This is a genomic window from Streptomyces glomeratus, from assembly GCF_021462825.1.
GTDB classification, from domain to species: domain Bacteria; phylum Actinomycetota; class Actinomycetes; order Streptomycetales; family Streptomycetaceae; genus Streptomyces; species Streptomyces glomeratus.
The window spans coordinates 125,682-150,352 of the sequence record NZ_JAKEEB010000013.1; the positions used below are offsets into that span (position 1 = coordinate 125,682).

The following is a 24,671-nucleotide window of genomic DNA, read 5'->3' on the forward strand; positions in this document are numbered from 1 at the left end:
ATGGTTCGCATGGCCCCCGCCTCCCCAATGAAGGTACCGCCAGGTGGATGCGCCATAACCCTTCGCATCGTATCCATGATGCGATTCCCTCGATACTGCCTGAAAGCAAAGAGCGGGCCGTGTTCCGGTACACACCGGACACAGCCCGCTTTCTCTACGACGGTCGATCGGCTCCCGCGGTCTCGGCGGCGGGCTCAGACCTCGAACTCCTCGGAGTCGTCGTCCGCCAGGCTCCTTTGAAGGACCGGTCCCTCACCCGGCGCGAGCGAGCTCAGGATCCGTTCGAGATCCTCCATCGAAGCGAACTCGACGGTGATCTTGCCCTTCTTCTGGCCGAGGTCGACCTTTACCCGGGTCTCGAAGCGATCGGAGAGCCGGGTCGCCAGCTCGCTGAGCGCGGGGGAGAGACGAGCGCCCGCGCGCGGCCCCTTGGAGCGCGGTGCGCTCTGCGGCCGGGATCCCATGAGGGTGACGATCTCCTCGACGGCTCGCACGGACAGCCCCTCGGCCACGATGCGGTGAGCCAGCCGGTCCTGTTCCTCCGAGTCCTCCACGGACAGCAGGGCTCGGGCGTGCCCCGCGGACAGCACCCCGGCAGCGACCCGGCGCTGCACCGCGGGCGACAGCTTCAGCAACCTGAGGGTGTTGGACACCTGCGGGCGCGACCGGCCGATGCGGTCCGCCAGCTGGTCGTGGGTGCAGTTGAAGTCCTTGAGGAGCTGGTCGTAGGCGGCAGCCTCCTCCAGCGGATTCAGCTGGGCCCGGTGCAGGTTCTCCAGGAGGGCGTCCAGGAGGAGCTTCTCGTCGTCCGTGGCCCGCACGATCGCCGGAATGGCGTCGAGGCCGGCCTCACGGCAAGCCCGCCAGCGCCGCTCACCCATGATGAGCTCGTAGCGCGACGCACCCAGCTGCCGCACCACGATGGGCTGGAGCAGTCCCACTTCCTTGATGGAAGTGACGAGTTCGGCGAGCGCGTCCTCGTCGAACACCTCACGCGGCTGCCGCGGGTTCGGGGTGATCGCGTCGAGGGGCAGCTCGGCGAAGTGGGCACCCAGCGGAGGCGAGGACGTCTCCCCGGCGCCGGTCGCCGACAGCTCCTCGGTTTCCTGTGAAACAGACGGAAGCGTGGCCACTTTCGCGGCCGCCACTCCTCGGTCCGTGGTCAGTATGGGCATCGCGCCCGGCGAGACGGACGGACCACCGACCGCCGCAGCCGGGGGCGCCGCCTTCTCCCCTGTCGGGGCAGCAGGGATCAGCGCGCCGAGACCACGGCCCAACCCCCTCCGTCGCTCGCTCACTGGATCCCCTCCACCATGCTCTGTTCCGTCTGAGCGCCGATATGAGCGTGCTCCGCGTCATAGCTGACGCCGACACCCTTCAGCGCGATTTCCCGTGCCGCCTCAAGATACGAGAGAGCACCACTCGACCCTGGATCGTAGGTCAGCACCGTCTGCCCGTAACTCGGGGCCTCCGAGATGCGGACCGAGCGGGGAATGCTCGTCCTCAGCACCTCGTCGCCGAAGTGGCTACGGACCTCTTCCGCGACCTGGGACGCAAGGCGTGTCCGGCCGTCGTACATGGTGAGGAGAATGGTCGACACATGCAGGTCCGGGTTGAGGTGGCCCCGCACCAGGTCGACGTTGCGCAGCAACTGGCCCAGGCCCTCCAGTGCGTAGTACTCGCACTGGATCGGGATGAGGACCTCCTGCCCGGCGACCAACGCGTTGACCGTCAGCAGGCCGAGCGATGGCGGGCAGTCGATGAGGATGTAGTCCAGCGGCTGCTCATAGGCCTGGATCGCCCGCTGCAGTCGACTCTCCCGCGCGACGAGAGACACCAGCTCGATCTCCGCACCGGCGAGATCGATGGTTGCAGGGGCGCAGAAGAGACCCTCGACATCGGGAACGGGCTGGACCACCTCAGCGAGGGGCTTGCTCTCGACCAAGACGTCATAGATGGAAGGCACTTCGGCGTGATGGTCGATCCCCAGCGCCGTGGACGCATTGCCCTGAGGGTCGAGGTCGATCACCAGGACTCGGCCACCGTGCAGCGCAAGCGACGCAGCGAGGTTGACCGTCGTCGTGGTCTTGCCCACTCCGCCCTTCTGGTTGGCGACCACCATGACCCTGGTCTGCTCCGGTCGCGGCAGGCCCTCGCCGGCGCGACCCAGTGCCTCCACCGCCAGTTGGGCAGCACGACCGATGGGAGTGTCGTCCATCGGGGGCGGTGTTTCACGTGAAACATCGTCCCCCATCGACTCGGTACGGGGACCGGGGACCGGATCGGTCATCGGTCCCGCGATGTTGGCGTCGGACCGCAAGGATTCACTCTCCTCGACTTCAGGCTCGCGATGAACAGAGCCTCCCATGCCTTCGGGGTTGTGAACCAGTGAGGTCTGGTCTTCTGTGGAGAAATCCACCTCTGTGGACAACTTCGTGCCCTGCCCGGGGGACGGAGCTCCCGAGGTGGACAGCCCTCCAAGGGTTCCCAGCGGTTTACGGTCGCGGGGTTCGGCCGCAGCCCGGCCCCGACTGATGATGCCGTGCAGCAGTGAGCGACGTTTCACGTGAAACACGATGCACAGCGGCCGTGGCCGGAGCTCCGCGACACTCCGAGATGCGTAGGTTGGGCAGCTTGGGTGGAGTACCGCGACTCATCCAGGATGCGCGGATCTTCAGCGACGTCGTCGCGCGCGCCCCGTCCGGGCCGCCTTCGCCCGCTTGGCCGCAAAGCGCACACCGCCCGGGCTCTCCCCCACCTCCACGCGCACCACGGTCGACAACGGATCCACGATCCCTTCGCCCACATGGAGAATCGACGTCTCCACGGCGCCGAGTTTGGACAGCGCGGTAGCGGCGCTCTTCAGCTCCTCCTCCGCGGTGTCCCCCTTCAGCGCGAGCATTTCCCCGTAGGGGCGCAGTAGAGGGATGCCCCAGGTGGCCAGGCGGTCCAGCGGGGCCACGGCGCGCGCGGTGACCACATGAACCGGCGGAATCTTGCCCATGACCTCCTCGGCACGGCCGCGGACGACGGTCACATGGTCAAGCCCCAGCAGTTCGACGACCTCGCTGAGGAAGTTGGTACGCCGCAGCAACGGCTCCAGCAGCGTGATCTTCAGGTCTTCCCGGACGAGCGCGAGGGGAATGCCGGGCAGCCCCGCGCCGGAGCCCACATCGCACACGGTCACCCCGTCGGGCACAACCTCGGAGAGCACTGCGCAGTTCAGCAGATGGCGCTCCCACAGTCGGGGCACTTCCCGTGGGCCGATGAGACCGCGCTGCACGCCTGCTTCCGCGAGCAGCTCCGCATAGCGGACAGCGTCCGCGAAGCGATCACCGAACACCTCACGCGCCTGCTCCGGCGCAGGGGGAAGCTCTGCTGCCTCCGTCACGGGGACCGTCCTTCCGTACCGCACGAGCGCACTGGGCGCAGACCACCAGAACTATCAGGGACCCACGGCTGCCAGGCACACAGCTGTGAGGGAACTACCAGGCTGACAAAGTTCGGCCCCGCCTGCTCAACAGACGGGGCCGGAAGAAGCTACGGACCGATTCAGGCGGGCAGCACGACGACGAAGCGCTGCGGCTCCTCGCCCTCGGACTCGCTGCGCAGACCCGCGGCCTTGACCGCGTCGTGCACGACCTTGCGCTCGAACGGCGTCATCGGCTTGAGCTTCACAGGCTCACCGGAGCTCTTGACCTCGGCCACCGCCTTGGCGCCGAGTTCCGAGAGCTCCGCGCGCTTCTTGGCGCGATAGCCCGCGATGTCCAGCATCAGCCGGCTGCGGTCGCCGGTCTCCCGGTGCACGGCCAGGCGGGTCAGTTCCTGGAGTGCCTCCAGCACCTCGCCGTCACGACCGACCAGCTTCTGCAGGTCCCGGCTGCCCATGTCACTGATGATCGACACGGACGCACGGTCGGCCTCGACGTCCATGTCGATGTCGCCGTCGAGATCGGCGATGTCCAGCAGACCCTCGAGGTAGTCCGCCGCGATCTCGCCCTCCTGCTCCAGGCGGGTCAGGGTGTCTGCACCCTCGGCAGCCGCGGAGGTGGTGCCTTCCGTCACGGGATGGACTCCTTCTTACTTCTTGGACGGGGACTTGGGCCGCTGCGGCCCCTTGCGCTGACCGGACTGAGCCCGGCTGCGGGTGCCGGAGCCGGTCTGCGGCGTCGCCTTCTTGGCGTTGCCGGCCGGCTTGGCGTCCTCCGGCTCGTCGGACTCGGTCAGCGACGGCTCGGTGGAATCACCGGCCGGCTTGGCCCCGCCGGACTGACGCTGGGACTTGGTCTGCCGCTTGGGCTGCTGGCGCTTGGGGGCCTCGGTGCTCGGCGTACCGTCCTCGACGGTGGCGACGGCCGCGGCCTCGCTCTTCATCACGGAGCCGTCGGACTGGGCCACGAGACCCGCCTTGCTCAGACCGTTGATGAACTTGCGCTCGAACTCGTTGCGGTCGCGGCCCTTGGCGACGATCGCCTTGACGATGGCCTTCTCGCTCCGCCTGCGGATCTTGCCGTGGTGCGTGACGTGCTTGGTCAGACGCTCCAGGTAGGCGGCCTGAGCCTTCGAACCCGGGGTCGGGTTGTTGTGGATGACGTACATCTGCTGGCCCATGGTCCACACGTTGGTGGTCAGCCAGTAGACGAGGACACCGACCGGGAAGTTGATACCGAAGACGGCGAACATGACCGGGAAGACGTACATCAGCATCTTCTGCTGCTGCATGAACGGCGTCTTCACCGTGGTGTCGACGTTCTTCGTCATCAGCTGACGCTGCGTGTAGAACTGCGACGCCGACATCAGGACGATCATGACCGCGGTGACGACCCGGACGTCGGTCAGCGAGGCGCCGAGGGCGGCGACCTTGTCCGCACCGTCGGTGAACTTCGCGGCCAGCGGGGCACCGAAGATGTGGGCCTTACGGGCGCTGGCGAGCAGCGGCTCGTTGATGACGCCGATCGTCTTGCCCGTCGCGATGCCGTTGAGCACGTGGTACAGGGCGAAGAAGAACGGGGACTGCGCCAGGATGGGAAGGCACGAGGAGAGCGGGTTGGTACCCGACTCCTTGTACAGCTTCATCATCTCTTCGGACTGGCGCTGCTTGTCGTTCTTGTAGCGCTCCTGGATCTTCTTCATCTCGGGCTGCAGCGTCTGCATCGCCCGAGTCGCCTTGATCTGCTTCACGAAGAGCGGGACCAGGCAGATACGGATCAGGATCACCAGGGACACGATGGACAGGCCCCAGGCCCAGCCCGTGTCAGCGCCGAAGACAGCGCCGTACACCGTGTGGAACTGGACGATGACCCAGGAGACGGGTGTCGTGATGAAGCTGAAGAGGCTGGCAATCGTGTCCACTAATCATGCTCCTTGGGCATGGGACGAGGTCTCTGCGGCCGGGCTCGAGGAGAGGTTCCCCTCGGTGGCCGGTTCGGCGGCGGAGGGCCCGCCCTTGCGTACGCGCCATGCGTCGCGCAGCATTTCGTGCCACCGCGGGCGCTTGCGCGGCGGGACATGGTCCACACCGCCCAGCGACCACGGATTGCACCGCAGGATGCGCCAAGCGGTCAGTGCCGTTCCCTTGATCGCACCGTGCCGGTCGATGGCCGTGTAGCCGTAGTGAGAACACGACGGGTAGTACTTGCACACCGGCCCCAGTAGTGGACTGATCGTCCACTGATAGATCTTGATCAGGGCCAGAAGTGGGTACTTCATCGCGCGCCCCCTCCTCCCAGCAGCCGCTGAAGGGCGGCATCCAGGTCTCGGGCCAGCTGTGCAGGGTCGGCGTCACCCGCACCGGGCAGCGCTCGTACGACTACCAGGCTACCGGGGGGCAACAGGGCCACTCGGTCACGCATCAGATGGCGAAGCCGGCGCTTCACCTTGTTGCGTACGACCGCACCGCCCACGGCCTTGCTCACGACGAAACCCGCACGCGTCGGGGGAGCGCTCTCCCCAGGCGCGTGCGGGTCCGTGGCACCGCTACGAAGGTGGACGACGAGGAGCGGGCGTCCGGCCCGGCGTCCTCGGCGTACCGCGGTCGCGAAGTCCTCGCGCCGCCTCAGCCGATGCTCGGTAGGCAGCACGTCATGACCTGTGCGCGATCAGGCGGACAGGCGGGCGCGACCCTTGCTGCGGCGGGACGCCAGGATGGCGCGGCCGGCACGGGTGCGCATACGCAGCCGGAAGCCGTGGGTCTTCGCGCGACGACGGTTGTTCGGCTGGAAGGTGCGCTTGCTCACTCGGGGGCTCCAGTAATGATTCGGTGGGTGGCGGGGTGTCGTCTGGCTGTCACCGTGCGCCCACGAGTAGCTCGCATTACGCCCGAGTGCACCGCTTCCCGATCACCGCATGTTCCCTGGTGGGAACACTGGACGTGATCTGTGCCCATCGGAGGCAGGCGGCAGCAGCCATCGACAACTCGACCTGGTTACGGTACGCGGGGCTGCGGCGTTCGGTCAAACCAGCGACCCGTGAGGGACACTTGTCCACAGCCTGGGGACAACAACTTGAACCACGCCGCTCGCCCTGACTACCGTGACTGGACTCCGATTCGTTCCCTTGTCCCCGGCCGAGCCGTTTCGTCCCCGGCCGAGTTACCTTCCGACCCGTCCCGCGACCACACGTGCGTGGGACCTGTGAGAGAGCGTGCCCTGTGGCTGACGTACCTGCCGATCTTGCCGCAGTGTGGCCACGAGTACTGGAAAAGCTCCTCGGTGAGGGGCGTGGACCGGGTGTCGAGGCGAAGGACGAGCACTGGATCCGGCGCTGCCAGCCGCTGGCACTGGTCGCCGACACCGCCCTGCTCGCCGTGCCGAACGAATTCGCGAAGGGTGTCCTCGAAGGCCGGCTGGCACCGATCGTCAGCGACACGCTGAGCCGCGAGTGCGGCCGCCCCATCCGCATCGCGATCACCGTCGACGACTCCGCGGGCGAGCCCCCGGCGCCGGCGCCGCCCGCCCAGCCGCGCTACGAGGAACCCGAGCTCCCCGGCCGCGACGCCTACGACGGCCAGGGCGGCTACGAGGAATACGGCCGCCACCGCGCGGACGACCACCGCGCGGGCCGCCCCGACCAGCTGCCCACGGGCCCCGGCGACCAGCTCCCCTCCGCCCGCGCGGACCAGCTTCCGCTCGCCCGTGCCGACCAGCTCCCGCCGGCTCGTCCCGCGTATCCGGGCGAGTACCAGCGCCCAGAGCCGGGCGCCTGGCCCCGCTCGTCGCAGGACGACTACGGCTGGCAGCAACAGCGTCTCGGCTTCCCCGAACGCGACCCCTACGCGACGCCGGCGCCGGACTACCGCACGCAGTCACTGGAGCGCTCGCCGTACGAGCAGCAGCGCCCGGGCTACGAGAGCGCCCGCGGCGACTTCGACCAGCAGCGCCCCGACCGTCGCGAACTCCCGGAGCCGCCCTCCGGCGGCCATGCGCGCCGGGGCGGTCCGGCCGGCCCGGGTCTGCCCCCCACCGGCGCCCCGGGACCGCTGGCCGCGCAGCCCGCGCCCGCCACCGGACCGGGCGAGCCCACCGCGCGGCTGAACCCGAAGTACCTCTTCGACACGTTCGTCATCGGCGCCTCGAACCGCTTCGCGCACGCGGCCGCGGTCGCCGTCGCCGAGGCACCGGCGAAGGCGTACAACCCCCTCTTCATCTACGGCGAGTCCGGGCTCGGCAAGACGCACCTGCTGCATGCCATCGGGCACTACGCTCGCAGCCTCTACCCGGGCACCCGTGTGCGGTACGTGAGCTCGGAGGAGTTCACCAACGAGTTCATCAACTCGATCCGCGATGGCAAGGCCGACGCGTTCCGCAAGCGCTACCGCGACATGGACATCCTGCTCGTCGACGACATCCAGTTCCTGGCGCAGAAGGAGTCGACGCAGGAGGAGTTCTTCCACACCTTCAACACGCTCCACAACGCCAACAAGCAGATCGTGCTGTCCTCGGACCGGCCGCCCAAACAGCTGGTCACCCTGGAGGACCGGCTGCGCAACCGCTTCGAATGGGGTCTGATCACCGACGTCCAGCCGCCGGAGCTGGAGACGCGCATCGCGATCCTCCGCAAGAAGGCGGTGCAGGAGCAGCTCAACGCGCCGCCGGAGGTGCTGGAGTTCATCGCCTCGCGTATCTCGCGCAACATCCGTGAGCTGGAGGGCGCGCTGATCCGGGTGACGGCGTTCGCGTCGCTCAACCGTCAGCCCGTGGACCTCGGCCTGACGGAGATCGTCCTCAAGGATCTGATCCCCGGCGGGGAGGACGCGGCCCCCGAGATCACCGCGACGGCCATCATGGCGGCCACCGCCGACTACTTCGGTCTGACGGTGGAGGATCTGTGCGGCACCTCGCGCGGCCGTGCCCTGGTGACCGCCCGGCAGATCGCGATGTACCTGTGCCGTGAGCTGACGGACCTGTCGCTGCCGAAGATCGGCGCGCAGTTCGGCGGCCGCGACCACACCACGGTGATGCACGCCGACCGCAAGATCCGCGCGCTGATGGCCGAGCGGCGTTCCATCTACAACCAGGTGACCGAGCTGACGAACCGCATCAAGAACGGCTGACAGCCGCACGCGAGACGGCACCGAGGGCGCCCCGGGACTCTATTCCCAGGGGCGCCCTCCGCCGTTCCCGGACCGCTCCCGTACGGCTCGCGGGCGCACCGGTCCGGTCCTCCCCGGGCCCCTGTGGCGGGCGCTCTCCGCCCCTCCGGCGATGGCACCCCGGCAACCCGCTGTTCGATTACTCGCCGCGTTACGGCCACTCTCCACAGATCCGGCGACTTTCTTCCGTCCACACGCTGGGGACTGCGGAGTTGTCCAGATCGCATCCACAGGTTGGGCCCCCGGAAAACGATCCGTCCAGCTCAGCCACCTGTGGATTGGTGGACGAAGGATCTCCACAGACTGTGGACGACATGAAGATCCACAGGCTGTGCACGGAGTTGTCCACCGGCGACCCACAGGCTCCGGCCGGTTGTCCCCAGTGTTTCCCCACTTCTCCACATCCCTGTCCACTGTTCGGCAATGCGACGCGGTCTCTCACCAGACGGAGTGAAAGGCGTCACATCGAGGTGCCCGGTTGGCCTGTGGGCAAGGCGGGTAAAGCTGGGGACGGCACTGGGGAGAAGTGCCCCCCGGCTGTGCACGGACTGTGCAGAACTTTCCGTTCTCCACAGAGAACCCTGGTTGTCCACTGCCGCCGCCCACAGGGCCGGTGGACAAAATCTCCGCGCTGAGCTGGGCAAACGTGGTTATCCACGGTATCCACAGGCCCTACTACTACCCCTACACGTAGAGAGCGGGGAATTCGTCTGGAAGCGGGTCCTGTGCACAACTCGCTCTCCGGCTCCCGACCGCCCCTCGTCACGACTTGACCCCGAGAGGCACCGACTGTCAGCGGCGTGCGTCAGACTGGTCCCCGGTGTCCTTCCCGTCACAGGGGCGCTCGACACCGAGTCACGACGAAGGCCAGCAGGGCGAGAACGCCGGCAACAGCAGGAGGCGGCTTACGGTGAAGATCCGGGTGGAACGCGACGTACTCGCGGAGGCAGTGGCCTGGGCGGCGCGCAGCCTTCCGGCCCGTCCGCCGGCGCCTGTCCTCGCCGGCCTGCTGCTGAAGGCCGAGGACGGACAGCTGAGCCTGTCCAGTTTCGACTACGAGGTCTCCGCGCGCGTGTCGGTGGAGGCCGAGGTCGAGGAGGAGGGCACGGTCCTCGTCTCCGGCCGCCTTCTCGCCGACATCTCCCGGGCCCTCCCCAACCGCCCGGTGGAGATTTCCACAGACGGTGTACGGGCGACGGTGGTCTGCGGCTCCTCCCGGTTCACCCTGCACACCCTCCCTGTGGAGGAGTACCCGGCGCTGCCCCAGATGCCGAACGCCACGGGCACGGTCCCGGGCGAGGTCTTCGCCTCCGCCGTGCAGCAGGTCGCCATCGCCGCGGGCCGCGACGACACGCTGCCCGTGCTCACCGGTGTGCGCATCGAGATCGAGGGCGACACGGTGACGCTGGCCTCCACCGACCGCTACCGCTTCGCGGTCCGCGAGTTCCTGTGGAAGCCGGAGAACCCGGACGCGTCTGCGGTCGCCCTGGTGCCCGCCAAGACGCTCCTGGACACCGCCAAGGCACTGACCAGCGGCGACTCCGTGATCCTGGCGCTTTCCGGTTCGGGCTCGGGCGAGGGCCTGATCGGCTTCGAGGGCGCGGGCCGGCGCACCACGACCCGACTGCTGGAGGGCGACCTCCCGAAGTACCGCACGCTGTTCCCGACGGAGTTCAACTCCGTCGCCACCATCGAGACCGCCCCCTTCGTGGAGGCCGTCAAGCGCGTCGCCCTGGTCGCCGAGCGCAACACCCCGGTGCGGCTGAGCTTCGAGCAGGGCGTGCTGATCCTGGAGGCCGGCTCCAGCGACGACGCACAGGCTGTGGAAAGGGTCGACGCCCAGCTGGAGGGCGACGACATCTCGATCGCCTTCAACCCGACCTTCCTGCTGGACGGTCTGAGCGCCATCGACTCCCCGGTGGCCCAGCTGTCCTTCACCACGTCGACGAAGCCCGCCCTGCTGGGTGGGAAGCCGGCGGTGGACGCCGAGGCGGACGAGGCCTACAAGTACCTGATCATGCCGGTGCGGCTCAGCGGCTGACGGCTGTCCACAGGGCGCCCCGAGCCCGGTGGAGCACCGGGCTCGGCGGACGAAGCCGCAGGTGGGAGGGGTTACGCATGAGCGCGTAGGCCCACAGGTGTGCATGAGGAGCCGGGTTTAGGCTCGGACACAGGTACGAAAGTGCCCTCATGCCATCGCAACCTAAGGAACAACTGATGGAGCTCGGTCTCGTCGGCCTCGGCAAGATGGGCGGCAATATGCGCGAGCGTATCCGCCGCGCAGGCCACACCGTCATCGGATACGACCGCAACCCGGACCTCGCCGATGTCCACAGCCTCGAAGAGCTTGTGGGCAAGCTGCAGGGCCCGCGCGTGGTGTGGGTGATGGTCCCGGCCGGTGCCCCGACCCAGTCCACGATCGACGAGCTGGCGACGCTGCTGGAGCCCGGCGACGTCGTCGTGGACGGCGGTAACTCCCGCTGGACGGACGACGAGAAGCACGCCGGGGAACTCGCGGCCAAGGGCATCGGCTTCGTCGACTGCGGCGTCTCCGGCGGTGTCTGGGGCCTCGAGAACGGCTACGCGCTGATGTACGGCGGCGACGCCGGGAACGTCGCCAAGGTGCAGCCGATCTTCGACGCCCTCAAGCCGGAGGGCGCGTTCGGTTCGGTGCACGCGGGCAAGGTCGGCGCGGGCCACTTCGCGAAGATGGTCCACAACGGTATCGAGTACGCCATGATGCAGGCCTACGCCGAGGGCTGGGAGCTGCTGGAGAAGGTCGACTCGGTGGACAACGTGCGCGAGGTCTTCCGCTCCTGGCAGGAGGGCACGGTCATCCGCTCCTGGCTGCTGGACCTTGCGGTCAACGCCCTGGACGCCGACGAGCACCTGGACAAGCTGCGCGGCTGGGCGGCCGACTCCGGCGAGGGCCGCTGGACCGTGGAGGCGGCCATCGACAACGCGGTGCCGCTGCCGGCGATCACCGCGTCGCTGTTCGCGCGGTTCAGTTCGCGGCAGGACGACTCGCCGCAGATGAAGATGATCGCGGCGCTGCGGAACCAGTTCGGCGGCCACGCGGTCGAGAAGAAGTAGTCCACAGGGCCGCCCCGCGGTCCACAACCCCTGGGGGAGGTCGGCGAACGACCATGCACGTCACGCATCTGTCGCTGGCCGACTTCCGCTCGTACGCCCGGGTCGAAGTCCCGCTCGACCCGGGCGTCACCGCCTTCATCGGCCCCAACGGCCAGGGCAAGACGAACCTCGTGGAGGCGGTCGGCTACCTCGCCACCCTGGGCAGCCACCGTGTCTCCTCCGACGCGCCCCTCGTCCGCGTGGGCGCCGAACGCGCGATCATCCGGGCGCAGGTCAGACAGGGCGAGCGGCAGCAGCTGGTCGAGCTGGAGCTGAACCCGGGAAAGGCCAACCGCGCCCGCATCAACAGGTCCTCGCAGGTCAGGCCCCGCGATGTGCTCGGCATCGTCCGCAGTGTGCTGTTCGCGCCCGAGGACCTCGCACTGGTCAAGGGCGACCCCGGCGAGCGGCGCCGCTTTCTCGACGAGCTGATCACCGCGCGCTCCCCGCGCATGGCGGGCGTCCGCTCCGACTACGACCGGGTCCTCAAGCAGCGCAACACCCTCCTGAAGACGGCCGCGCTGGCCCGCCGCCACGGCGGGCGCTCCCTCGATCTGTCGACCCTCGACGTGTGGGACCAGCACCTCGCGCGCGCGGGCGCCGAGCTGCTCGCCCAGCGCCTCGAACTGATCGCCGCGCTCCAGCCGCTCGCCGACAAGGCGTACGAGCAGCTGGCCCCCGGCGGCGGCCCGGTCGCCCTCGAGTACAAGCCGTCCGCGCCCGGTGAGGCCCACACCCGCGAGGCCCTCTACGAGCAGCTGATGTCCTCGCTCGCCGAGGCCCGGAAGCAGGAGATCGAGCGCGGAGTCACCCTGGTCGGACCCCACCGCGACGACCTGCTCCTCAAACTCGGTGAGCTGCCCGCCAAGGGGTACGCCTCCCACGGCGAGTCCTGGTCCTACGCGCTGGCGCTGCGCCTGGCCTCGTACGACCTGCTCCGCGCGGAGGGCAACGAGCCGGTGCTCGTCCTCGACGACGTCTTCGCCGAGCTGGACACCCGCCGCCGCGCACGCCTCGCCGAGCTGGTGGCGCCCGGCGAGCAGGTGCTGGTGACCGCCGCGGTCGACGACGACGTACCGCATGTACTGACGGGGACGCGGTACTCCGTGTCCGACGGCACCGTGGAGCGCGCATGAGCACCGACGAGCCCGCACCGGAGAAGACTCCCGAGCTGTCGGGAGTGGACCTCGCGCGCGTGGCACTGCGGGCGGCGAAGGAACAGGCACGCGCGCGGGGGGACGCGGCGCGGCAGAAGAAGCAGGCGCGGCTCGGCGGTCTGCGCTCCGGCGCGCGCGCCGACCGCCGCGACCCCATGGCGCTCGGGACCGCGATCAACCGTCTGATCACCGAGCGCGGCTGGGAGACCCCGGCCGCGGTGGGCGGCGTGATGGGCCGCTGGCCGCAGATCGTCGGCGAGAACCTGGCCAAGCACTGCGTTCCGCAGCGGTACGACGAGGACGAACGCGTCCTGACGGTGGCGTGCGACTCCACGGCATGGGCGACGCAGCTGCGGCTGCTGGCTCCGCAGCTGGTCGCGCGCCTCAACGAGGACCTCGGACACGGCACGGTCCGGCTGATCAAGGTCCACGGCCCTGGCGGCCCCGCCCACCGCTTCGGGCCCCTGCGTGCTCCGGGGAGCACGGGCCCCGGCGACACCTACGGGTGACCGACATCACTTCGGACCGCCGGACGCAATGCGCCGGCGACCCCTTCGCCGTTCCCGCGCGCGATCGCGAACATCCACCTGACTCCGACGTAGCCAAGGGTTGACAGCCGGAAGCGCTGAGTGCCTCTTAGAGCCTCTTGGAGCCCCGCTCCGCATATGGGGAGTCGGCCGAGACCGGTTCAGGGCGGCACATGGGGACCCAGGTACCGGCAAACCCCCATCACTGTCGGCGCTACCGGTAGACTGGGAGACAATCCCGCCCCGATCGTGGGGACCGTCCGGGTAACGCTGAGCAACGCTGATCAAGGCTTACCAACGCAACACGCCGCAGCCGCTCCGGCAACCGCCGACGAGCTTGGCTTGTGCTGTGCCAGAAAGGGCGCTTCGTGGCCGATTCCGGCAACCCCAACGAGAACATTCCGTCCACCGACGCCGGCGCGGCGACCAGTTCGAACGGCGAGGTCACCGCGTCGTACGACGCCAGCGCCATCACCGTCCTCGAGGGTCTGGACGCGGTCCGCAAGCGACCCGGCATGTACATCGGCTCGACCGGTGAGCGCGGACTCCACCACCTCGTGTACGAGGTGGTCGACAACTCCGTCGACGAGGCGCTGGCCGGTCACGCGGACACCATCGACGTGACGATCCTGGCCGACGGCGGCGTGCGCGTCGTCGACAACGGCCGCGGCATCCCGGTGGGCATCGTGCCCTCCGAGGGGAAGCCGGCCGTCGAGGTCGTGCTGACCGTGCTGCACGCGGGCGGCAAGTTCGGCGGCGGCGGCTACGCGGTCTCCGGCGGTCTGCACGGTGTCGGCGTCTCCGTGGTGAACGCTCTGTCGGCCAAGGTCTCGGTCGAGGTCAGGACCGACGGGTACCGCTGGACGCAGGACTACAAGCTGGGCGTCCCGACGGCCCCGCTCGCCCGGCACGAGGCGACGGAGGAGACCGGTACCTCGGTCACCTTCTGGGCCGACCCGGACATCTTCGAGACCACCGATTACTCCTTCGAGACGCTGTCGCGGCGCTTCCAGGAGATGGCGTTCCTCAACAAGGGTTTGACGATCAAACTCACCGATGAGCGCGAGTCGGCGAAGGCCACCGCCGGGGCGGACGAGGCGGGCGCCGACGAGAAGGACGAGGTCAAGGCCGTCACGTACCACTACGAGGGCGGCATCGTCGACTTCGTGAAGTACCTCAACTCCCGCAAGGGAGACGTGGTGCACCCGACCGTGATCGACCTCGAGGCCGAGGACAGGGATAAGAGCCTGTCCCTCGAGGTCGCCATGCAGTGGAACAGCGGCTACAGCGAGGGCGTGTACTCCTTCGCCAACATCATCCACACCCACGAGGGCGGTACGCACGAAGAGGGCTTCCGCGCCGCGCTGACCTCGCTGATCAACAAGTACGCGCGCGACAAGAAGCTGCTGCGCGACAGGGACGACAACCTCACCGGTGACGACATCCGCGAGGGTCTGACGGCGATCATCTCCGTCAAGCTGAGCGAGCCGCAGTTCGAGGGCCAGACCAAGACCAAGCTGGGCAACACGGAGGCGAAGACCTTCGTGCAGAAGGCGGTCTACGAGCACCTCAACGACTGGCTGGACCGCAACCCGAACGAGGCGGCGGACATCATCCGCAAGGGCATCCAGGCGGCCACTGCGCGCGTGGCGGCCCGCAAGGCCCGCGACCTGACCCGCCGCAAGGGCCTGCTGGAGTCGGCCTCCCTGCCGGGCAAGCTCTCCGACTGCCAGTCGAACGACCCGACCAAGTGCGAGATCTTCATCGTCGAGGGTGACTCCGCCGGCGGCTCGGCCAAGTCCGGCCGCAACCCGCAGTACCAGGCGATCCTCCCGATCCGCGGCAAGATCCTCAACGTCGAGAAGGCCAGGATCGACAAGATCCTGCAGAACCAGGAGATCCAGGCGCTGATCTCCGCCTTCGGCACGGGCGTGCACGAGGACTTCGACATCGAGCGGCTCCGCTATCACAAGATCATCCTGATGGCGGACGCCGACGTCGACGGCCAGCACATCAGCACCCTGTTGCTGACCTTCCTGTTCCGCTTCATGCGGCCGCTGGTCGAGGCCGGGCACGTGTACCTCTCCCGCCCCCCGCTGTACAAGATCAAGTGGGGCCGGGACGACACCGAGTACGCCTACTCCGACCGCGAGCGCGACGCCCTGATCGAGCTGGGACGGCAGCGCGGCAAGCGCATCCGCGAGGACTCGATCCAGCGCTTCAAGGGTCTCGGCGAGATGAACGCCGAGGAGCTGCGCGTGACCACGATGGATCAGGACCACCGCGTCCTCGGCCAGGTCACCCTCGACGACGCCGCACAGGCCGACGACCTGTTCTCGGTCCTGATGGGCGAGGACGTCGAGGCCCGCCGCGCGTTCATCCAGCGCAACGCCAAGGACGTCCGCTTCCTCGACATCTGAGTCGGTCTCAGCTGACCGCCAGGAAGGATCTTCACCAGTAATGGCCGACGAGAACACTCCCGTCACCCCCGAAGAGGGCGGCGAAGTCACGATGCGAGTCGAGCCCGTCGGGCTCGAGACGGAGATGCAGCGCTCGTACCTGGACTATGCGATGTCCGTCATCGTGTCCCGTGCGCTGCCCGACGTCCGCGACGGTCTCAAGCCCGTCCACCGCCGCGTCCTGTACGCCATGTACGACGGCGGCTACCGCCCCGAGCGCGGCTTCTACAAGTGCGCCCGCGTCGTCGGCGACGTCATGGGCAACTACCACCCGCACGGCGACTCCTCCATCTACGACGCGCTGGTCCGCCTCGCGCAGCCGTGGTCGATGCGGATGCCGCTGGTGGACTCCAACGGCAACTTCGGCTCCCCGGGCAACGACCCCGCGGCCGCCATGCGCTACACCGAGTGCAAGATGGCGCCGCTGTCCATGGAGATGGTCCGCGACATCGACGAGGACACCGTCGACTTCACGGACAACTACGACGGCCGCTCCCAGGAGCCGACCGTCCTGCCGTCCCGCTTCCCGAACCTGCTGATCAACGGCTCCGCCGGTATCGCGGTCGGTATGGCGACCAACATCCCGCCGCACAACCTGCGCGAGGTCGCGGCCGGCGCCCAGTGGTACCTGGAGAACCCGGAGGCCTCGCACGAGGAGCTGCTCGACGCCCTCATCGAGCGGATCAAGGGCCCCGACTTCCCGACGGGCGCCCTCGTGGTGGGCCGCAAGGGCATCGAGGAGGCCTACCGCACCGGCCGTGGCTCGATCACCATGCGCGCGGTCGTCGAGGTCGAGGAGATCCAGAACCGCCAGTGCCTGGTGGTCACCGAGCTCCCGTACCAGGTCAACCCGGACAACCTCGCGCAGAAGATCGCCGACCTGGTCAAGGACGGCAAGATCGGCGGTATCGCGGACGTCCGCGACGAGACCTCGTCCCGTACCGGCCAGCGCCTGGTCATCGTGCTCAAGCGGGACGCCGTCGCCAAGGTCGTCCTGAACAACCTCTACAAGCACACCGACCTGCAGACGAACTTCGGCGCCAACATGCTGGCGCTGGTCGACGGCGTGCCGCGCACCCTGTCCCTGGACGCGTTCATCCGCCACTGGGTGACGCACCAGATCGAGGTCGTCGTCCGCCGTACGCGCTTCAGGCTGCGCAAGGCCGAGGAGCGCGCGCACATCCTGCGCGGTCTGCTGAAGGCCCTGGACGCCATCGACGAGGTCATCGCGCTGATCCGGCGCAGCGACACCGTCGAGATCGCCCGCGACGGCCTGATGAGCCTGCTGGAGATCGACGACATCCAGGCCAACGCCATCCTCGAGATGCAGCTGCGCCGCCTCGCGGCCCTGGAGCGCCGGAAGATCGTCCAGGAGCACGACGAGCTCCAGGCGAAGATCCGCGAGTACAACGAGATCCTCGCCTCGCCCGTCCGCCAGCGCGGCATCATCAGCGAGGAGCTCGCCGCGATCGTCGAGAAGTACGGCGACGACCGCCGCAGCCAGCTGGTGCCCTTCGACGGCGACATGTCCATCGAGGACCTCATCGCCGAGGAGGACATCGTCGTCACGGTCACCCGCGGCGGCTACATCAAGCGCACCAAGACCGACGACTACCGCGCACAGAAGCGCGGCGGCAAGGGCGTGCGCGGCACGAAGCTCAAGGAAGACGACATCGTCGACCACTTCTTCGTGTCCACCACGCACCACTGGCTGCTGTTCTTCACCAACAAGGGCCGCGTCTACCGTGCGAAGGCGTACGAGCTGCCCGACGCCGGCCGGGATGCGCGCGGCCAGCACGTCGCCAACCTGCTCGCCTTCCAGCCGGACGAGTCGATCGCCGAGATCCTGGCGATCCGGGACTACGAGGCCGCGCCGTACCTGGTCCTCGCCACCAAGGGCGGTCTGGTCAAGAAGACGCCTCTGAAGGATTACGATTCGCCGCGCTCCGGCGGAGTCATCGCGATCAATCTCCGTGAGATGGAGGACGGTTCCGATGACGAACTGATCGGGGCCGAGCTGGTTTCGTCCGATGACGATCTGCTCCTGATCAGCAGGAAGGCGCAGTCGATCCGGTTCACCGCGACCGACGAGTCCCTGCGCCCGATGGGCCGTGCCACCTCGGGTGTCAAGGGCATGAGTTTCCGTGAGGGCGATGAGCTGCTCTCGATGAATGTTGTTCGACCCGGTACGTTCGTGTTCACTGCCACAGACGGCGGGTACGCGAAGCGGACCGTCGTCGACGAGTACCGCGTCCAGGGGCGCGGCGGCCTCGGTATCAAGGCCGCCAAGATCGTCGAGGACCGCGGTTCGCTCGTCGGCGCGCTGGTGGTCGAGGAGACCGACGAGATCCTCGCCATCACGCTGTCGGGCGGTGTGATTCGTACGCGAGTCAACGAGGTCAGGGAGACGGGCCGTGACACCATGGGCGTCCAACTGATCAACCTGGGCAAGCGCGATGCCGTGGTCGGTATCGCACGTAACGCCGAGGCCGGGCGCGAGGCGGAGGAGGTCGACGGTGACGTGGACGAGACCGCCGAGGCCGCGGCCACCGGCACGGACGAGGGTGAGGCGCCCTCGGCCGAGTAGCACGAGGAGTGAGTCAGCGTGAGCGGAGCCACGGGCGCCGGACCGACCGGTACGGACACGGACGGCGGCGGCCGTGGCTCCGCCGCGGAGCAGACGCACTCCCATGAGTCTCATGGATCCCAGGGGGGAACTGTGACGGACACCCGAGGCCCGCAGACCCAGCAGTACGCGGCTGGAGCGGGCCCGGCCGCTCAGGGCGCCACGCATCCCGAGCCGGAGCCGCAGCCGGCCGCGGCCTCCCCCCTGCCGGGAGAGCGCAGGCCGCAGCAGTCAGCGGGGCCCTACCACCCCCCGCAGGCCTACGCGGCGGAGCCGGGGACGGGCGCCGTGCGCCGCCCCCGGACCGGCGCACGCACCACTCCGCGCACCCGTAAGGCACGGCTCAGGGTGGCGAAGGCCGACCCCTGGTCGGTGATGAAGGTCAGCTTCCTGCTCTCCATCGCGCTCGGCATCTGCACGATCGTGGCGTCCGCGGTGCTGTGGATGGTCATGGACGCCATGGGGGTCTTCTCCACGGTCGGCGGCACGATCGCGGAGGCCACCGGCTCCAACGAGTCGAACGGCTTCGACCTCCAGTCCTTCCTGTCCCTGCCGAACGTGCTCATCTTCACGACGGTCATCGCGGTCATCGACGTGATCCTGGCGACCGCCCTCGCGACACTCGGCGCGTTCATCTACAACCTCTCCGCGGGCTTCGTGGGGGGTGTCGAGCTGACGCTGGCCGAGGACGAGTGAGCGTGGCCCGGGACCGGGCCCCGGCGGTTCGGAGGCCCGGAGTCCGCTCCCCGGGTAACCGATTTTGGGACTTCCCACGTCGTGCGCTAATCTTCAGGGGTCAGCGCGCGGGACATACACCGCAGAGCGCGGCGGGGCTATAGCTCAGTTGGTTAGAGCGCATCCCTGATAAGGATGAGGCCACAGGTTCAAATCCTGTTAGCCCCACCAGCGAAAAGACCCCCGGCCCACCAGGGCCGGGGGTTTTTTGACACCGACAGGGCCCCAGGCTCACGGTGTGGTGGGCTTCATCGGGCACCTCGCCGGGGCGGTGGGAGCCGAGGGAGCAGGGCAGAGCTCTCGGCCGGCCCTGATAGTCGCTGGCCGCGGGCCCCGCCCGCTCTAGCGGGTCTTCAGTTCCCCGATCCGAGCCGCCGTCGTTCCCGTCTTCGGGCATGTCCACACCGCCGTGTCCATGCGGACGGTCGCCGTCAGCGGATGTGTGTCCGGGTGTGTCGGGCACTGTGGCCAGATCGCCGATGCACCTTGGGACCATAGTGTCTCCACCGCCCAGTCCTGGACCTGATCTGCCAGGTGTACGAGCAATTCCGCGGCGGTGCCCTCGGGATGTGGAGTCAGGCCCTGGCCTGAACCGTCCGGGGCCCAGAGCGTGATCCCGTTCCTGTCATCCGAACGTATCTCTGGCTGCACCGCGCACTGTGCCCGGAGGTCCCGCAGGACTGTCTCCACAGCTTCGGCGAATTCCATGTTCACTGGGGCTCCTGATCACCTCGGGGAGAACTGCCTCACAGTCTCCCCTGCCCCTGTAGCTTGCGGATGATCTTTTCCGGCCCAGGGCCACCGTTTCAGCAGTCGCCTCAGCCTCGGCGCCGCGGCTGCCACCAGCGGCTGACGCCGACAAACGCGGACGGTGGCGGTCGGCGCCGGACCGCGCAAGACGGCCGGCTCGTGGAGGTTCCGGTGCCGCGCGCTCGCCGGTATCTCCGGCCGAATCACTTCACAGGCGAGGTCGATCCGGACTGCCCCGGAACTCCGGTCCGCACGGACGGGCCCGGTGGCTCGCCCGAAGGGGGATGACCGCCGGTTTTCGGTCAGCGCCGGGGGGTTCCGACGGCGAGAAGCGGACGGCAGCGTCCGGCCCGGTCCGGCGGAGTGGGAGCTTTCATGCCGACGGCCCGGCACCTGGGAGCAGATGCCGGGACGTTCGCCGTGGGGTTGTGTACGCAATCCCGTCCCGGCCGGGGCCGGTTCAGTGCTGGAGCCGCACGGTCGCTTCGGGAGGTTCGGCGGGCCGGCTGGGGGCTCTGAGGGCGCAGCGGGCGAGGCGGAGTGTCGGTGCGGAGGCCGGCAGCCGGTGGCGGCAGGAAGGGGAGGAACCGTGGGCCTCGGCGCGGATGCGCTGTTTCATCGTGGGGGGCAGGGACCGGTCCCGGGGCCAGCGTCCGTGGTCCGGTCGCGACGGCGTCACCTGAGCCGTGCCGTTGCGGGCCGGCTGGGACTGGGGTACCTCCGCGGCGGCGGTGGTCGTGGTGATGAGTCCCAGCGCGGTGAACAGCGCGAGGAAGGCGCTGACGATGGCGGTCCACAGCTTCATGACCTTGGTGCGGGCCATGACCCCTCACTTTCGGGTCGGGCGATTTGCGTACTTTCCTCATGATGTGTAAGGGGGCTCCGAAGTGGGGGACCGACGCCCATGGCGCGTCGATCTTCGGATGAACACCACTCGGATGGACGTACGGGGCCCGGAAAGGTCGGAAGAGGCGGGGGAGGGCGTCGAGCGTCACGGTCCGTGAGGCCCGCTCACGCGGAGACGCACCGGTGGCGTCGAGCCGTACTGCGGTGCGCCGGCGAGGAGTTGAGCACCGACTCAGGTCACCGAACGATATCGATCGGTGTGTATAGTCGGGCGCCAGAAGTCCCCTACGTCAAGGAAAGACGAGGTCGCGCGGTGAAGAAGCTTCTCCTGGTCGCACTGGCCGCCATCGGCGGGCTCCTCGTGTACCGCCAGATCCAGGCGGATCGCGCCGAGCAGGATCTGTGGACGGAGGCGACCGACTCCGTGCCCACGGGTTCGTGAGTCCTCAGGACGACAGACATCAGAGCAGGCCCCGACCGCCGACGCGGTCGGGGCCTTGTGTTTCCCGGGCTGCACGGGGAAGCGTTTCGGCCGCTCGTACGTAAGAGCGGAATACCGCCGTGGTGCGCGGGGCAGGATGGGCGGCGGTCCGGGACTGCGGAGCACGGCGGGGGTGCAGCGTGAGAAAGCGGCGTGCGGAAGCAGGGCACGCGTTCCCGCGGCGCGGTCGTATGGCGGCTCACGCGGCCGTCGCCCTGTGTGCGGTGTTGGCGCTCGGCACGGCCGCGGCGCTCCCCGCGCGGGCCGCGCCGCCCTCCGCAGCCGGCGACGGCAGTCCGGACGCGTACGCCTTCGCCCGCGACGCCAGAACGGTCGGTGGCGCGAGTGGCACCACGGACGCCGTACGCCTGGACCCCGGCCACATCTACCGGAGCGTCCTGCCCCCGGGCGCCAAGCGCTACTACCGGCTGGACCTCGACGCGTCCGCCAACGCCTACGTCTCCGCGACGGCCGTGCCCCGGGCCGGGGCACGGGTCTCCTCCTCCGACGGTCTGAAGGTGTCCGTCCAGGACGCCGACGGCACCACATGCTCCTCGGGAACCTCGTACTTCGGGCCCACCCAGAGCCCGCACCCGATCGCCGCCTGGGCCTCGCGCGAGACCGGCCCCGGCACCTACGGCTGCAAGGGGGCGGGCGCGTACTACGCGGTCGTCGAACGGCGCGATCCGACCGCCGTCCTGCCCGTCGACTGGGACCTCGAGCTGGACTGCGTCTCGGAACCCGCCCCGCGCCGGGCCGGGGCCACGGCCCCGCCGCGGACCTGGGACTCCGGATCGCCGGAGCCCGTCGTGGGGCAGGCCGCGCAGCGCGCGGGCGGGGCGGGCTTCGCCACGGCGAGCGCTGTGGGGCAAGGCGTCTGGCAGGACGGGATCAGGCCCGGGCAGACACTCTTCTACAAGGTTCCCGTCGACTGGGGACAGCAGCTTTCGGCCACCGTCGAGATGGGCAGCTCCGAGGGCGGCGACGGCTATGTCGGCACCGCGCTGGCCATGTCGCTCTACAACCCCGTCCGGGCCTTCGTCGACGACGCCGACGCCGGTTACAGCGGCGCGCAGACCTCGGCGTCGCTGGATCCGCTGCCGCCCGTCGACTACGCCAACCGCCGTGCCGTCGGCCAACGTGCCGGCGGGATGCGGTTCGCGGGCTGGTACTACCTCGCGGTGCACCTGGGCGCACCCGTCGCGGAGCGGTTCGGCGACGGCCCGTTCGGACTGACGCTGCGCGTGCGGGTCGGCGGGGAACCGGTGCCCGGGCCGGTGTACGCCGGGCGGTCCGCACCGGGCGAGGTGTTCCGGATCACGGCTGCGGACAGGCAGGAGGCCGCGGCCGGGGCGGAGACCGCTGCGGGCGGAGGCAAGGAATCCGGCGGCTCCTCGCCCCGCGCCGCGACCGGCGCCGGCGGCGGGGCGGCGGGGGACACCCGCACGATGAGGATGGTCGCCGTGGGCGGGATCGGCACCGGGAGCGCACTGGTCCTGTGGCTCGGGGTGTGGACCCTGGCCGCCCGGCGGCGGTCCCGGCGCCGGTGGGCGGGGTGACCGCCGCTCAGATCCGGGTCAGTGCCCAGAAGCCCACCGCGAAGCAGACGAGCGCGAGGAGCAGGACCGGTACGGCGACCTTCGCCGGCGGTCCCGCGCGCCGGACGGCCGCCCTCCTGCCGTGCCGCCCGCTCCGCTGCGGCCGGGTGGGCGCGTGCGGCGACGCGACGGTGTTCGCGTAGGCGGCCTGCCGGGCGGCCACCGCCGGAGCCGTGGGCGGGCCGGAGACGGGCACATACGTCGGTTCGTGGTGCAGGGCGGGCGCCGTGTACGCGGGGGCCGGAGCCGGGGCCACCAGGGTGGCGGGCGGCGTGGGCGGCTGCTCGGGCGTTCCCGGCATCTCACCGGGCGCGGGGCGGGGCACCGGGGGCGGCAGATGGAAGCTTCCGGTGTCCGACATCGTGGACGGCCGCGAGTGCGGCGTCGGATCGACGGCCGGCCTCGGCGGTACGCCGTAGGGCGCGGACTGCGGCCGTACGGCGGGGGGAGGCGGCGACCCGGGCGCGACGCCGGGGACGCCGGTGCCGGGGGGAGGGGCCGCGGGGGTGCCGGAGGGGGAGCCAGCGCCGGAAGGGGCGAAAGGGGCCGACGGGGTAGGAGGCGCCGGCGGTGCCGAAGGTGTCGGAGGTGCGGAGGCCGGTGTGGAGGCCGTCGTGTGGGACGCCGTCGGGGCGGTGGCCGGCCGCGGAGGTATCGCACCGCCGGTCGACCGCGCCGGTCCGCCGTCGGTCCCGACGGAGTCGCCGGGCGCGCCACCGGCCGGGGAGCCCGGTGTGCCGGCCGCGGTTCCCCGGCCGGCGGTCGCGGGATCCGGGGTGCGCCGGGCGTCCGGTGCGGTCTCCGGCCTCACCCCGGACCCCGTACCCAGCGGCCCCTCGGGCCCGAATCCCGCCGGGAGCGGCCCGATGTGATCGAAGATCTCGACCTGTTCCTCTTCGGCCCCCGGCTCGGGCAGCAACTCCCTGGCCGACGCGAGGGCCTTGCGCGCCCCCGTGGCGGTGCGGAAGCGGGCGGCCGGGTCCGGTTGCAGCAGCGTCGCCACGACCTCCCACAGCGGCCCGGGAATGCCGTGCGGTGCCCCGGGCGTGCCGTGGGCGGCGAAACGCTCGACCAGTGCCCTGGCGTCCGGCTTGGCGCCCTGGAGCAGATACAGCGCGACCAGGCCCACGGCGAACAGGTCGGCCGCGAAGTCGGGCTCCGCGCCCAGCAGTTGCTCGGGGGCGAGATAACCGGGCGTACCCACCACGTAGTCGGTCTCCGTCAGCCGCGGCTCGCCCAGCCGCATGGCGACTCCGAAGTCCGACAGCCGCAGCCGGGGCCGGGCGGTTCCGGTGGCCTCGAGGAGCACGTTGGCCGGCTTGACGTCCCGGTGCACGACCCCCTCCGCGTGCACGGCCGCGAGCCCGGACAGCAGCTGGTCGAGCAGAGTGCAGACGAACGAGGGAGGCAGCGGGCCGTAGTCCCCGACGAGGTGGACCAGCGAGCCCCCGGCGACCAGGTCCATGGTGAACAGGACCTTGTCGTCGTCCGCGGCCCAGCTGGCGGGCGCGAGCACATGGGGGTGGTCGATGCGCAGCGCCTGCTCGCGCACGAACCGCAGCAGCGCATGGGCGTCGCTCTGCTGCAGGACCTTGGCGGCCACATAGCGGCGCCGCCGGTGGTCCCAGGCGCGCCAGACCGCACCGACTCCCCCGCGCCCGATGGGGTCGACCAGTTCGTACCGTCCGGCGAAGACCTCACCCATGGTCGTGCGTCGCTCCCCCTTCCGGACGGCGCCGGGGACTCCCGCGCACCCCCCGGCACGAGGGC

Annotated in this window: 20 protein-coding genes and 1 tRNA gene; 11 read left to right on the forward strand and 10 right to left on the reverse strand. The window is 69.6% G+C overall.

Going from position 1 to position 24,671, the window contains the following annotated elements; genetic code table 11:
- Window positions 1–194: 194 nt before the first annotated feature.
- From LZ604_RS18010 to rpmH, 8 genes are all read right to left on the reverse strand, one after another.
- The gene (locus LZ604_RS18010) at window positions 195–1,298 is read right to left on the reverse strand and encodes a ParB/RepB/Spo0J family partition protein (RefSeq protein WP_234516297.1); all 1,104 of its coding nucleotides are present in this window, start codon (window positions 1,296–1,298) and stop codon (window positions 195–197) included.
- A complete protein-coding gene (locus LZ604_RS18015; RefSeq protein ID WP_308283605.1) occupies window positions 1,295–2,368 on the reverse strand; it encodes a ParA family protein in 1,074 nt (357 codons plus the stop codon). The genes LZ604_RS18010 and LZ604_RS18015 overlap by 4 nt, the downstream gene beginning before the upstream one ends.
- Window positions 2,369–2,674: 306 nt before the next feature.
- On the reverse strand, window positions 2,675–3,391 hold the full coding sequence (rsmG, locus tag LZ604_RS18020) for a 16S rRNA (guanine(527)-N(7))-methyltransferase RsmG (RefSeq protein ID WP_234516298.1): 717 nt from the start codon (window positions 3,389–3,391) through the stop codon (window positions 2,675–2,677).
- Between the two features lie 161 nt (window positions 3,392–3,552).
- Entirely contained in the window at window positions 3,553–4,065 is a 513-nt protein-coding gene (locus tag LZ604_RS18025) for a Jag family protein (protein WP_234516300.1), read from the reverse strand.
- A 15-nt stretch (window positions 4,066–4,080) separates the two neighbouring features.
- Window positions 4,081–5,352: a membrane protein insertase YidC gene (gene yidC / locus LZ604_RS18030; RefSeq protein WP_234516301.1), complete on the reverse strand. Its 1,272-nt coding sequence runs from the start codon at window positions 5,350–5,352 to the stop codon at window positions 4,081–4,083.
- Between the two features lie 3 nt (window positions 5,353–5,355).
- Window positions 5,356–5,709 carry a membrane protein insertion efficiency factor YidD gene (gene yidD / locus LZ604_RS18035; protein ID WP_234516303.1) on the reverse strand — a complete coding sequence of 118 codons (354 nt, stop codon included), beginning with the start codon at window positions 5,707–5,709 and terminating at the stop codon, window positions 5,356–5,358.
- Window positions 5,706–6,080 carry a ribonuclease P protein component gene (gene rnpA, locus LZ604_RS18040; RefSeq protein ID WP_234516305.1) on the reverse strand — a complete coding sequence of 125 codons (375 nt, stop codon included), beginning with the start codon at window positions 6,078–6,080 and terminating at the stop codon, window positions 5,706–5,708. Before rnpA ends, yidD begins: the two co-directional genes overlap by 4 nt.
- 18 nt (window positions 6,081–6,098) lie before the next feature.
- Window positions 6,099–6,236: a 50S ribosomal protein L34 gene (rpmH, locus tag LZ604_RS18045; RefSeq protein WP_003956500.1), complete on the reverse strand. Its 138-nt coding sequence runs from the start codon at window positions 6,234–6,236 to the stop codon at window positions 6,099–6,101.
- 413 nt (window positions 6,237–6,649) lie between these two features.
- Here rpmH and dnaA point away from each other — a divergent pair, with 413 nt between their 5' ends.
- From dnaA to LZ604_RS18090, 9 genes are all read left to right on the forward strand, one after another.
- Entirely contained in the window at window positions 6,650–8,551 is a 1,902-nt protein-coding gene (gene dnaA, locus LZ604_RS18050) for a chromosomal replication initiator protein DnaA (RefSeq protein WP_308283603.1), read from the forward strand.
- 949 nt (window positions 8,552–9,500) lie between these two features.
- Window positions 9,501–10,631, forward strand: coding sequence for a DNA polymerase III subunit beta (gene dnaN / locus LZ604_RS18055; RefSeq protein ID WP_234516307.1), 1,131 nt, complete (start codon window positions 9,501–9,503; stop codon window positions 10,629–10,631).
- A 176-nt stretch (window positions 10,632–10,807) separates the two neighbouring features.
- Window positions 10,808–11,683, forward strand: a complete 876-nt coding sequence (gene gnd / locus LZ604_RS18060) for a phosphogluconate dehydrogenase (NAD(+)-dependent, decarboxylating) (RefSeq protein WP_234516356.1) — start codon at window positions 10,808–10,810, stop codon at window positions 11,681–11,683.
- Between the two features lie 53 nt (window positions 11,684–11,736).
- Window positions 11,737–12,858: a DNA replication/repair protein RecF gene (recF, locus tag LZ604_RS18065; RefSeq protein WP_234516308.1), complete on the forward strand. Its 1,122-nt coding sequence runs from the start codon at window positions 11,737–11,739 to the stop codon at window positions 12,856–12,858.
- Window positions 12,855–13,388 (forward strand): DciA family protein, encoded by a 534-nt coding sequence (locus tag LZ604_RS18070; protein WP_234516310.1) that lies wholly within the window; start codon window positions 12,855–12,857, stop codon window positions 13,386–13,388. Before recF ends, LZ604_RS18070 begins: the two co-directional genes overlap by 4 nt.
- 362 nt (window positions 13,389–13,750) lie before the next feature.
- On the forward strand, window positions 13,751–15,826 hold the full coding sequence (gene gyrB, locus LZ604_RS18075; protein WP_308283604.1) for a DNA topoisomerase (ATP-hydrolyzing) subunit B: 2,076 nt from the start codon (window positions 13,751–13,753) through the stop codon (window positions 15,824–15,826).
- 40 nt (window positions 15,827–15,866) lie between these two features.
- Window positions 15,867–18,452, forward strand: coding sequence for a DNA gyrase subunit A (gyrA, locus tag LZ604_RS18080; protein WP_234516311.1), 2,586 nt, complete (start codon window positions 15,867–15,869; stop codon window positions 18,450–18,452).
- 18 nt (window positions 18,453–18,470) lie between these two features.
- Window positions 18,471–19,187 carry a DUF3566 domain-containing protein gene (locus LZ604_RS18085; RefSeq protein ID WP_234516313.1) on the forward strand — a complete coding sequence of 239 codons (717 nt, stop codon included), beginning with the start codon at window positions 18,471–18,473 and terminating at the stop codon, window positions 19,185–19,187.
- Window positions 19,188–19,320: 133 nt separating this feature from the next.
- Window positions 19,321–19,397 (forward strand) — tRNA-Ile (locus tag LZ604_RS18090).
- 1,039 nt (window positions 19,398–20,436) lie between these two features.
- Here LZ604_RS18090 and LZ604_RS18095 read toward each other — a convergent pair.
- Complete coding sequence (locus tag LZ604_RS18095) at window positions 20,437–20,799, reverse strand: DUF6344 domain-containing protein (RefSeq protein WP_234516314.1); 363 nt, start codon at window positions 20,797–20,799, stop codon at window positions 20,437–20,439.
- A gap of 336 nt (window positions 20,800–21,135) precedes the next feature.
- On the opposite strand from LZ604_RS18095, the gene LZ604_RS18100 reads away from it, so the two are divergent.
- Window positions 21,136–21,264, forward strand: a complete 129-nt coding sequence (locus tag LZ604_RS18100; RefSeq protein WP_003999697.1) for a DLW-39 family protein — start codon at window positions 21,136–21,138, stop codon at window positions 21,262–21,264.
- 230 nt (window positions 21,265–21,494) lie between these two features.
- Entirely contained in the window at window positions 21,495–22,862 is a 1,368-nt protein-coding gene (locus tag LZ604_RS18105) for a hypothetical protein (RefSeq protein WP_234516316.1), read from the forward strand.
- A gap of 7 nt (window positions 22,863–22,869) precedes the next feature.
- Here LZ604_RS18105 and LZ604_RS18110 read toward each other — a convergent pair whose 3' ends face one another.
- Window positions 22,870–24,606, reverse strand: a complete 1,737-nt coding sequence (locus LZ604_RS18110; RefSeq protein WP_234516317.1) for a serine/threonine-protein kinase — start codon at window positions 24,604–24,606, stop codon at window positions 22,870–22,872.
- Between the last annotated feature and the right edge of the window lie 65 nt (window positions 24,607–24,671).

Bases quoted from the DNA above. Each gene is read 5' to 3' on its own strand.
- LZ604_RS18015 (WP_308283605.1), bottom strand. From the start codon at position 2,368: ATGGGAGGCTCTGTTCATCGCGAGCCTGAAGTCGAGGAGAGTGAATCC.
- yidD (WP_234516303.1), bottom strand. From the start codon at position 5,709: ATGAAGTACCCACTTCTGGCCCTGATCAAGATCTATCAGTGGACGATC.
- gnd (WP_234516356.1), top strand. From the start codon at position 10,808: ATGGAGCTCGGTCTCGTCGGCCTCGGCAAGATGGGCGGCAATATGCGC.
- recF (WP_234516308.1), top strand. From the start codon at position 11,737: ATGCACGTCACGCATCTGTCGCTGGCCGACTTCCGCTCGTACGCCCGG.
- LZ604_RS18070 (WP_234516310.1), top strand. From the start codon at position 12,855: ATGAGCACCGACGAGCCCGCACCGGAGAAGACTCCCGAGCTGTCGGGA.
- gyrA (WP_234516311.1), top strand. From the start codon at position 15,867: ATGGCCGACGAGAACACTCCCGTCACCCCCGAAGAGGGCGGCGAAGTC.
- LZ604_RS18095 (WP_234516314.1), bottom strand. From the start codon at position 20,799: ATGGCCCGCACCAAGGTCATGAAGCTGTGGACCGCCATCGTCAGCGCC.
- LZ604_RS18105 (WP_234516316.1), top strand. From the start codon at position 21,495: ATGGCGGCTCACGCGGCCGTCGCCCTGTGTGCGGTGTTGGCGCTCGGC.
- LZ604_RS18110 (WP_234516317.1), bottom strand. From the start codon at position 24,606: ATGGGTGAGGTCTTCGCCGGACGGTACGAACTGGTCGACCCCATCGGG.